The organism is Stenotrophomonas sp. ZAC14D2_NAIMI4_6 (assembly GCF_003086875.1).
Classification (GTDB): domain Bacteria; phylum Pseudomonadota; class Gammaproteobacteria; order Xanthomonadales; family Xanthomonadaceae; genus Stenotrophomonas.
In genome coordinates, this window is sequence record NZ_CP025996.1 from 4160909 (window position 1) to 4168966 (window position 8058).

Here is an 8058-nt window from a genome sequence, read left to right on the forward strand (position 1 = left end):
TTATTTCCACGAAACGAAAGATGATGCGACGCAATACTTTGTGTAAGCGCTTGCAGGCGCCTATTAAGCGTTGTGCGATACGGCATTCCGCCGTTTCTTTCGCCTGCATGCCACGTACTGGCAGGGCAAACCCGTCTCGCCATTTTCTTTTCTTTTGCTTTCGATATTTGACATTTCGAAAGAAAACGCAGATGGTGCGCTGGCCCAACTGGAACCTCTGAATGGACGTCACCCTGCTTTCCGATGTGTCCGCCTGGCAGCGCCTTGGCGGAGCCGACACCGCTGCCGAGATCGCCCAGCAGCCGGCGCTGTGGGAAACCCTGGCGCAGGACCTGTCGCGTGCCCGCGACCGCCTGCAGGCCTTCCTTGGCGACAGCCTCAACGATCCGAACCAGCGCGTGCTGTTCACCGGCGCCGGCAGCTCCGGCTTCATTGCCGAAATGGTGGCCGATGCGATCAATGCGCAGTGGCCGGCCGAGGTGCGCGTGGTACACACCACCAGCCTGCTGACCCACCCGGCGCTGTACCTGCAGCGCGACCGCCCCACCCTGCTGGTGTCGTTCGGGCGCAGCGGTTCCAGCCCGGAAAGCGTGGCCGCGGTGGACCGCGTGCGCAGCGACGTGGCGCAGGCGCGCTTCCTGGACATCACCTGCAATGCCGATGGCGAACTGGCCCGGCGTGGCGCCGGTCGTGCCGATACCTGCACCCTGCTGATGCCCTCGGCCAGCTGCGACCGCGCGTTTGCGATGACCAGCAGCCTGACCTGCATGCTGCTGGCCGCGCTGACCGTGTTTGACCGCGCGCCGTGGGATGCCCGCGTCGCGCGCCTGAAGCAGATTGCCGCGCTGGGCCGCGAAGGCCTGGCCGCCTGGGATGCACCGGTGGCGGCACTGGCGCAGCGCCCCTTCAACCGGGTGATTTACCTGGCCAGTGGCCCGTTGGAAGCACTGGCCCGCGAAAGCGCGCTGAAGGTGCTGGAGCTGACCGCCGGCCGCGTGCTGGCGCTGGCCAACACGCCGCTGGGTTTCCGCCATGGCCCGAAGTCGACGCTCGACGCACAGACCCTGGTGGTGGTGCTGCGCAGCGGCCAGGCGCTGGCCCGCCGCTACGAACAGGATCTGCTGGAAGAGCTGCGCCGCGACGGCGTGGCCGGCCAGGTGCTGGCCATCGGCCCGCACGCCGATATCGGTGCCGATGATGACTACACCCTCAGCGTGCCAGCCCTGGATGATCCGTGGCTGGCGCCGGTGTGGCTGGGTTTTGCCCAGCTGTACGCACTGCAGCGCTCGGCCGCGCTGGGCCTGACCCCGGACAACCCGTTCCCCGACGGCACCGTCAACCGCGTCGTGCAGGGCGTCACCATCCACCATGGCTGAGCTGATCGCCCACGCCTGCTACGGCATCGATATCGGCGGCACCAAGATTGAACTGGTGGCCTGCGATACGGCCTTGCAGGTCAGCTGGCGCCGCCGCGTGGCCACGCCGCAGGGCGACTATGCCGGTTTCCTGCAGGCGGTGGCGGCCCTGGTGGCCGAGGCCGATGCCGCGCTCGGCAGCCCCGCCGCAGCCATCGGCATTGCCCTGCCCGGCGTGCGTGACCGGCGCAGTGGCCGGCAACTGAGTGCGAACGTGCCGGCACTGACCGGGCAGACCGTGGCTGCCGATCTGCAGGCGCGCCTGCAGCGCCCGCTGCATTTCGGCAACGACCTGCAGTGTTTCGCACTTTCGGAAGCACACGGCGGCGCTGCCGAAGGCTACCCCAGCATGTTCGGCGCAATCCTCGGCACCGGTGCCGGCGGTGGTTTCTGCCTGCACGGTCGCCTGCTGTCCGGCTTCAACGGCCTGGCGGGCGAATGGGGCCACTGGAGCGTGCCCGGCCACCTGCTGCAGCGCCACGGCCTGCCGCTGATCGCCTGCGCCTGTGGCCTGCAGGGCTGCGTGGAGCGCTACGTGTCCGGCAGCGGCCTGGCGATGATCGAGCGCCACCTGGGCGGTAGCGCTGCCGATGCCAGCGCCGTGATCGCCAACGCCGAAGCAGGCGATGCGCGTGCACGGCAGGCGCTGGATATCCACCGCGACCTGCTGGGCCACAGCCTGGCCGCCCTGGTGCTGGCGCTGGACCCGCACGTGATCGTGCTCGGCGGTGGCCTGTCGCAGTACGCGCCGCTGTACCAGCAGCTGCCCGCCGCCGTCGCCGCGCATCTGTTCAACGGCGTGCAGGTGCCGCCCATCGTGCCGCCACGCTTCGGCGATGCCGGTGGCGCACGCGGCGCCGCCCTGCTGGCCTGCCATCCCTCGCTTTCCTGATCGACCGGAGCCTGACCATGTCCCCGCTGCAGACCCTGCTTGCTTCCCACCGTGCCGGTGCCAACGTTGGCCTGTACAGCGTCTGCTGCAGCAACGAACAGGTGCTGCGCGCGGCCATGCACGTGGCGCTGGCGCCTGGCACGGTGCTGCTGATCGAAGCCACCTCCAACCAGGTGGACCAGTTCGGCGGCTACACCGGCATGACGCCGCCGCAGTACCGCGACTACGTGGGCGCGCTGGCCGATGAAGAAGGCTTCCCGCGCGAGCGCTTGATACTGGGCGGTGATCACCTGGGGCCCAATGCCTGGCAGAAGCGCCCGGCCGCCGAAGCGATGACCCATGCACGCGTGCTGATCGAAGCCTACGTGGCCGCCGGTTTCCACAAGATCCACCTGGACTGCAGCATGTCCTGCGCCGACGACCCGGTGCCGCTGCCCGATGCCATCGTGGCCGCGCGTTCGGCCGAGCTGGCCGAGATCGCCGAACGCACCGCCGCCGAGCACGGCCTGCCGCCACCGGTCTACGTGATCGGTACCGAAGTGCCGATTCCCGGTGGCGAAGCCTCGCTGGCCGAAGGCCTGCAGGTGACCACGCCGGCCGCCGCCGCACAGACGCTGGCCATCCACCAGCACGCCTTCGATACGCCGCAGCTGCGCGATGCCTGGCAGCGGGTGATCGCCATGGTGGTGCAGCCGGGCGTGGACTTCGACCACAGCAGCGTGCACGAATACGACCCGGCCGCGGCCAGCGCACTGGCCGACTTCCTGGAACAGCAGCCGCGCATCGTCTTCGAAGCACATTCCACCGATTACCAGCGCGAAAGCGGCCTGCACGCGCTGGTGCGCGATCACTTCGCCATCCTCAAGGTGGGCCCGGCGGCGACCTTCGCCTATCGCGAAGCGCTGTTCGCACTGGCCGCGATCGAGGCCGAGCTGCTGCCGGCGGCACAGTGCTCGCGCCTGCCGCAGGTGCTGGACGCGGTGATGGTGGCGCAGCCGAAGTACTGGCAGTCGTACTACCAGGGTGACGAGGCCACGCTGCGCCTGCTGCGCGCGTTCTCCTTCAGCGACCGCTGCCGCTACTACTGGGGCGAACCGGCGCTGGTGCAGGCCGTGCAGACCCTGTTTGCCAACCTGGAACAGCACGCGCCGCCGCTGGTGCTGCTCAGCCAGTACCTGCCCGAGCAGTACCGCGCGGTGCGCGACGGCACGCTGGCCAACACGCCGGCCGCGCTGGTGCAGCACCGGGTCGGCCAGTGCCTGGGCGAATACGCGCGTGCGTGCAGCGGCAACCAAGCCGGCTCCCGCAAGCAGAACGCAAGTTCTGCTGCCAGCGTTCTTGCGAACGGCTAATCTCTACCTTTCACACGAAACCGAGAGATGGCCATGCGCAACACCCGCTCCCGTCGCCAACAGATCCTGCAGCGCCTGATCGAACACGGCACCGTGCAGGTGGCTGATCTGGTGGAGCGCTATGGCGTTTCGGCGGTGACCATCCGCGCCGACCTGACCCACTTCGAGGCGCAGGGCCTGGCCAACCGCACCCACGGCGGTGCCACCCTGGTGCGCACACCGCCGCAGGAACAGGACATCCATGAAAAGGATGCGCTGAACCTGCCGCTGAAGGAATCGATCGGCGCGCGCGCCGCGCGGCTGGTGCAGGGCGGTGACAACATCATCATCGACTCCGGCTCCACCACCATGACCCTGGCCCGTCACCTGCGCGGCCACCGCGATGTAACGGTGATGACCAACGGCCTGAACATCGCCTGGGAACTGGCCAACGCGCCGGGCATCAACGTGCTGCTGACCGGCGGCCTGCTGCGCCAGCAGTCGCTGTCGCTGCAAGGTAGCCAGGCCGAGGCCAGCCTCAACTCCTACAGCTTCGACACCCTGTTCCTGGGCGTGGATGGCCTGGACCTGCAGTTCGGCCTGACCACCCACGACGAAGCCGAAGCGCGCCTCAACCACCGCATGGTGGAACGCGCGCGGCGCATCGTGGTGCTCACCGATGCGTCCAAGTTCGGTCGCGTCAGCCTGCACCGCATCGCCCGCCTGGACCAGATCCACGCCGTCATCACCGACCCCGGCATCGACGAGGCCACCCGCGAGGGGCTGCAGCGGCTAGGCATCGAAGTGATCATCGCCGAGACACCGCCATGAACCCGACACGCTCCCTGTACGGCCGCATCCTGACCCCGCTAGGCTGGCGGCGCGGCCATGTCCACTTCGATTCACACGTGCGCCAGCTGCAGGTGGATGACCACAGCGGTGCGGATGATCTGCAGCTGCCGGTGATCCTGCCCGGCTTCATCGACCTGCACGTGCACGGTGCGGCGGGCGTGGATCTGATGCAGGGCGACGACGTGGCGCGCACCATCGCCCGCACCCATACCCGGTTCGGCACCACCACCCTGCTGGCCACCACCATGACCGCCGGGCTGGACGAGATCGAACACGCCCTGCGTGGCGTCGCCGCGGCCCAGGCCGCGCCGCAGGCCGATGCCGCCCGCATTGCCGGCGTGCATCTTGAAGGGCCCTTCATCAGCCCGCAGCGCTTGGGCGCGCAGCCCAACCGCACCATCGAGGCCACCCTGGCGCTGGTGCAGCAGCTGCATGCGCTCGCGCCGATCCGGGTGATGACGCTGGCACCGGAAATCGGCGAGCACACCGCGCTGATTCCCGCGCTGGCCGCCATGGGCATCCGCGTGCAGCTGGGCCACAGTGCCGGCACCTACGAAGAAGGCGTGGCCGCACTGCAGGCCGGCGCCTCGGGGTTCACCCATCTGTTCAACGGCATGACCGGCGTGGACCACTACCGCCCCGGCATAGCCGCCGCCGCGCTGGCGCATGCGCAATACGCGGAAATCATTCCTGATCTGCAGCACATCCACCCCGGCGTGATCCGCCTGGCCGCGCGCGCGATTCCGCGCCTGTACGCGGTGACCGATGCGACCGCTGCCACCGGCATGCCCGATGGCGAGTACGCGCTGGGCGAACAGCGCGTACACAAGTGCGGCGGCTGCGTGCGCCTGGCCAGCGGTTCGCTGGCCGGCAGCGCGCTGACCATGGACCAGGCCCTGCGCAACCTGGTGCAGGTGGGCCTGGACCTGGCCGACGCCGCACAGCGCGTATCCACCTTCCCGGCCGATTACCTGGGCCTGCACGATCGCGGCCGCATTGCGCCCGACACGCTGGCCGACCTGGTGGTGCTCGACGCCAGCCTGCGCCTGCAGCAGGTGGTGGTGGGTGGGCACGTGGTTGAGCTCAACGCTGCACCAGCCTGACGCACCACGCCTTTGTAGAGTCGAGCCATGCTCGACTGATCGTGCGCGATACAGGAACGAAGCGCAGTCGAGCATGGCTCGACTCTACAGAAGCAATCCGCACCGAAACGCCGCACAGGAAACCTGTCGATGACTGCACGTACCGCTCCGCGCTGGCCCGTTCGCTATCTGCTGTTCATTGGCGGCCTGGGGGGCCTGCTGTACGGCATCGACATCGGCATCATTGCCGGCGCCCTGCCCTACCTGGAAGCCACCGCCAGCCAGGCCTGGCACCTGAGCAGCCAGCAGCTCGGCTTCGTGGTGGCGGCGGTGCTGCTGGGCAGCGTGCTGTCTTCGCTGTTCGCCGGGCTGGTGGCCGACCTGATCGGCCGCCGTGGCGCCATGCTGCTGGCCGGTGTGTTGTTCACCGCCTCGATTCCGATCATGGCACTCGCTTCGGGCTACACGCCGCTGCTGCTGGGGCGCCTGTTGCAGGGCATCAGCGGCGGCCTGATCGGCGTGGTGGTGCCGCTGTACCTGGCCGAAGTACTCAGCCCGGAACGGCGCGGCCGTGGCGCGGCCATGTTCCAGTTGCTGCTGACCATTGGCCTGGTGCTGGCCGCGTTGATCGGTCTGTACCAGGCCCATGCGGTGGATGCGGCCACCGAAGCGGCGCGGCGCCTGCCCGACGCACAGCAGGCGCAGGCACTGTTCGCGGCCAAGGACCATGCCTGGCGCACCATTTTCTGGAGCTGCCTGACCCCGGGCATCGTGTTCTGCGTGGGTCTGTTCTGGCTGTCTGAATCGCCGCGCTGGCTGGTAAGGCGTGGGCGCGTGGACGACGCGCGGCGCAGCCTGCAGCGTGTACTGGCGCCCGACCAGGTGGAGGCCACGCTGGCGCAGATCCAGGCACCGGATACCCGCAGTGCCGACGGCAAGCGCGAGCCGTTGCTCAGCCGCCGCTACGTGAAGCCCTTCCTGCTGGCCTGCGTGGTGCTGGCCTGCACCCAAGCCACCGGCATCAACTCGGTGCTCGCCTATGCGGTGAACATCCTCAACCAGGCCGGCCTGTCCGGTTCGGTGGCCAACGGTGCCGACGTGGCCATCAAGCTGCTCAATGCGCTGATGACCGTGGCTGCGCTGCTGCTGGTCGATCGCAAGGGCCGCAAGTTCCTGCTGATGCTGGGCAGTGGTGGCATCTGCGTGGCCCTGCTGGCGGCCGCCACGCTGTTCTTCCAGGCCGAGCGCGGCCGTGCCGATGTGCAGCCGCAGTTGCACGCAGCGGTACAGGGCGATGGCCTGCGCCTGGTACTGGATGACGCACAGTGGCAGCAATTGGGCGCGGGCATCGACCGCGAAGGGCGGCCGCTGCAACTGACCGTGTCCTACGCCTATGGCGATTTCACCAACGTGCGCGCGTTGCGCAGCGACAACCCGGGCGACCGCGTGCTGCGCATCGAGCGTGCCGGCACCGTGCAGCCGGACAGCGTGATCGGTACGTTCTTCCGCCGCCTGCACCTGAATCCCTTCGCCGACCCGGCCAGCGCGGCGCAGGCACCGCTGCGCATCGAACAGGCACGCATCGGCCCGGTGCCGCCGCCGACCCATGGCTGGGCCGTGGCCGCCTGCATCCTGGTGTTCGTCGCCTTCTTCGCCGTTGGCCCCGGTGTGTGCGTGTGGCTGGCGCTGTCCGAGCTGATGCCCAACCGCATCCGCTCCAACGGCATGAGCATCGCCCTGCTGATCAACCAGTTCGTGTCGACCACGATTGCGGCGCTGTTCCTGCCTACCGTGGGCCACTATGGCTACGCCAGCATGTTCCTGTTCTGGGCCGGCTGCACGCTCGTGTTCTTCCTGGTGGCCGCGCTGTGGCTGCCGGAAACCAAGGGCAAATCGCTGGAAGAGATCGAAGCGCACTTCCGGTAAACGGTTGGACGCTTTGCCTGGTAGCGGTCGACCTTGGTCGACCATCGCGCGCCGCGCGGGCTTGCCGCGAACTGCAGTCGAGCAAGCTCGACTCTACCGGGCACCGCTTTGCTTGGTAGCGGTCGACCTTGGTCGACCATCGCGCGCCGCGCGGGCTTGCCGCGAACTGCAGTCGAGCAAGCTCGACTCTACCGGGCCCCGCTTCGCTTGGTAGCGGTCGACCTTGGTCGACCGTCGCGCGCAGCGCGGGCTTGCCGCGAACTGCAGTCGAGCAAGCTCGACTCTACCGGGCACCGCTTTGCTTGGTAGCGGTCGACCTTGGTCGACCATCGCGCGCCGCGCGGGCTTGCCGCGAACTGCAGTCGAGCAAGCTCGACTCTACCGGGCACCGCTTTGCTTGGTAGCGGTCGACCTTGGTCGACCATCGCGCGCCGCGCGGGCTTGCCGCGAACTGCAGTCGAGCAAGCTCGACTCTACCGGGATCCGCTTTGCCTGGTAGCGGCCGACCTTGGTCGACCATCGCGCGCCGCGCGGGCTTGCCGCGAACTGCAGTCGAGCAA

At 68.5% G+C, this 8058-nt stretch carries 6 protein-coding genes; all 6 read left to right on the forward strand.

The genetic code is table 11. The features are described 5' to 3' along the window. Positions 1-221 precede the first annotated feature (221 nt). The 6 genes from C1933_RS18840 to C1933_RS18865 all read left to right on the forward strand — a co-directional run bounded on the left by C1933_RS18840 (position 222) and on the right by C1933_RS18865 (position 7498). Positions 222-1376: an SIS domain-containing protein gene (locus C1933_RS18840; RefSeq protein WP_108754484.1), complete on the forward strand. Its 1155-nt coding sequence runs from the start codon at positions 222-224 to the stop codon at positions 1374-1376. Then, positions 1369-2307: an ROK family protein gene (locus C1933_RS18845; protein ID WP_108754485.1), complete on the forward strand. Its 939-nt coding sequence runs from the start codon at positions 1369-1371 to the stop codon at positions 2305-2307. Before C1933_RS18840 ends, C1933_RS18845 begins: the two co-directional genes overlap by 8 nt. Positions 2308-2324: 17 nt before the next feature. After that, positions 2325-3659: a D-tagatose-bisphosphate aldolase, class II, non-catalytic subunit gene (locus C1933_RS18850; RefSeq protein WP_108754486.1), complete on the forward strand. Its 1335-nt coding sequence runs from the start codon at positions 2325-2327 to the stop codon at positions 3657-3659. Between the two features lie 33 nt (positions 3660-3692). Beyond that, entirely contained in the window at positions 3693-4469 is a 777-nt protein-coding gene (locus C1933_RS18855; protein ID WP_108751658.1) for a DeoR family transcriptional regulator, read from the forward strand. Further along, positions 4466-5593 (forward strand): N-acetylglucosamine-6-phosphate deacetylase, encoded by a 1128-nt coding sequence (gene nagA, locus C1933_RS18860; RefSeq protein WP_108754487.1) that lies wholly within the window; start codon positions 4466-4468, stop codon positions 5591-5593. Before C1933_RS18855 ends, nagA begins: the two co-directional genes overlap by 4 nt. A gap of 129 nt (positions 5594-5722) precedes the next feature. After that, positions 5723-7498, forward strand: a complete 1776-nt coding sequence (locus C1933_RS18865; RefSeq protein ID WP_108754488.1) for an MFS transporter — start codon at positions 5723-5725, stop codon at positions 7496-7498. Positions 7499-8058 lie beyond the last annotated feature (560 nt).

Coding starts and splice junctions, on each gene's coding strand:
- C1933_RS18845 (WP_108754485.1), top strand. CDS start 1,369: ATGGCTGAGCTGATCGCCCACGCCTGCTACGGCATCGATATCGGCGGC.
- C1933_RS18855 (WP_108751658.1), top strand. CDS start 3,693: ATGCGCAACACCCGCTCCCGTCGCCAACAGATCCTGCAGCGCCTGATC.
- nagA (WP_108754487.1), top strand. CDS start 4,466: ATGAACCCGACACGCTCCCTGTACGGCCGCATCCTGACCCCGCTAGGC.
- C1933_RS18865 (WP_108754488.1), top strand. CDS start 5,723: ATGACTGCACGTACCGCTCCGCGCTGGCCCGTTCGCTATCTGCTGTTC.
- C1933_RS18850 (WP_108754486.1), top strand. CDS start 2,325: ATGTCCCCGCTGCAGACCCTGCTTGCTTCCCACCGTGCCGGTGCCAAC.
- C1933_RS18840 (WP_108754484.1), top strand. CDS start 222: ATGGACGTCACCCTGCTTTCCGATGTGTCCGCCTGGCAGCGCCTTGGC.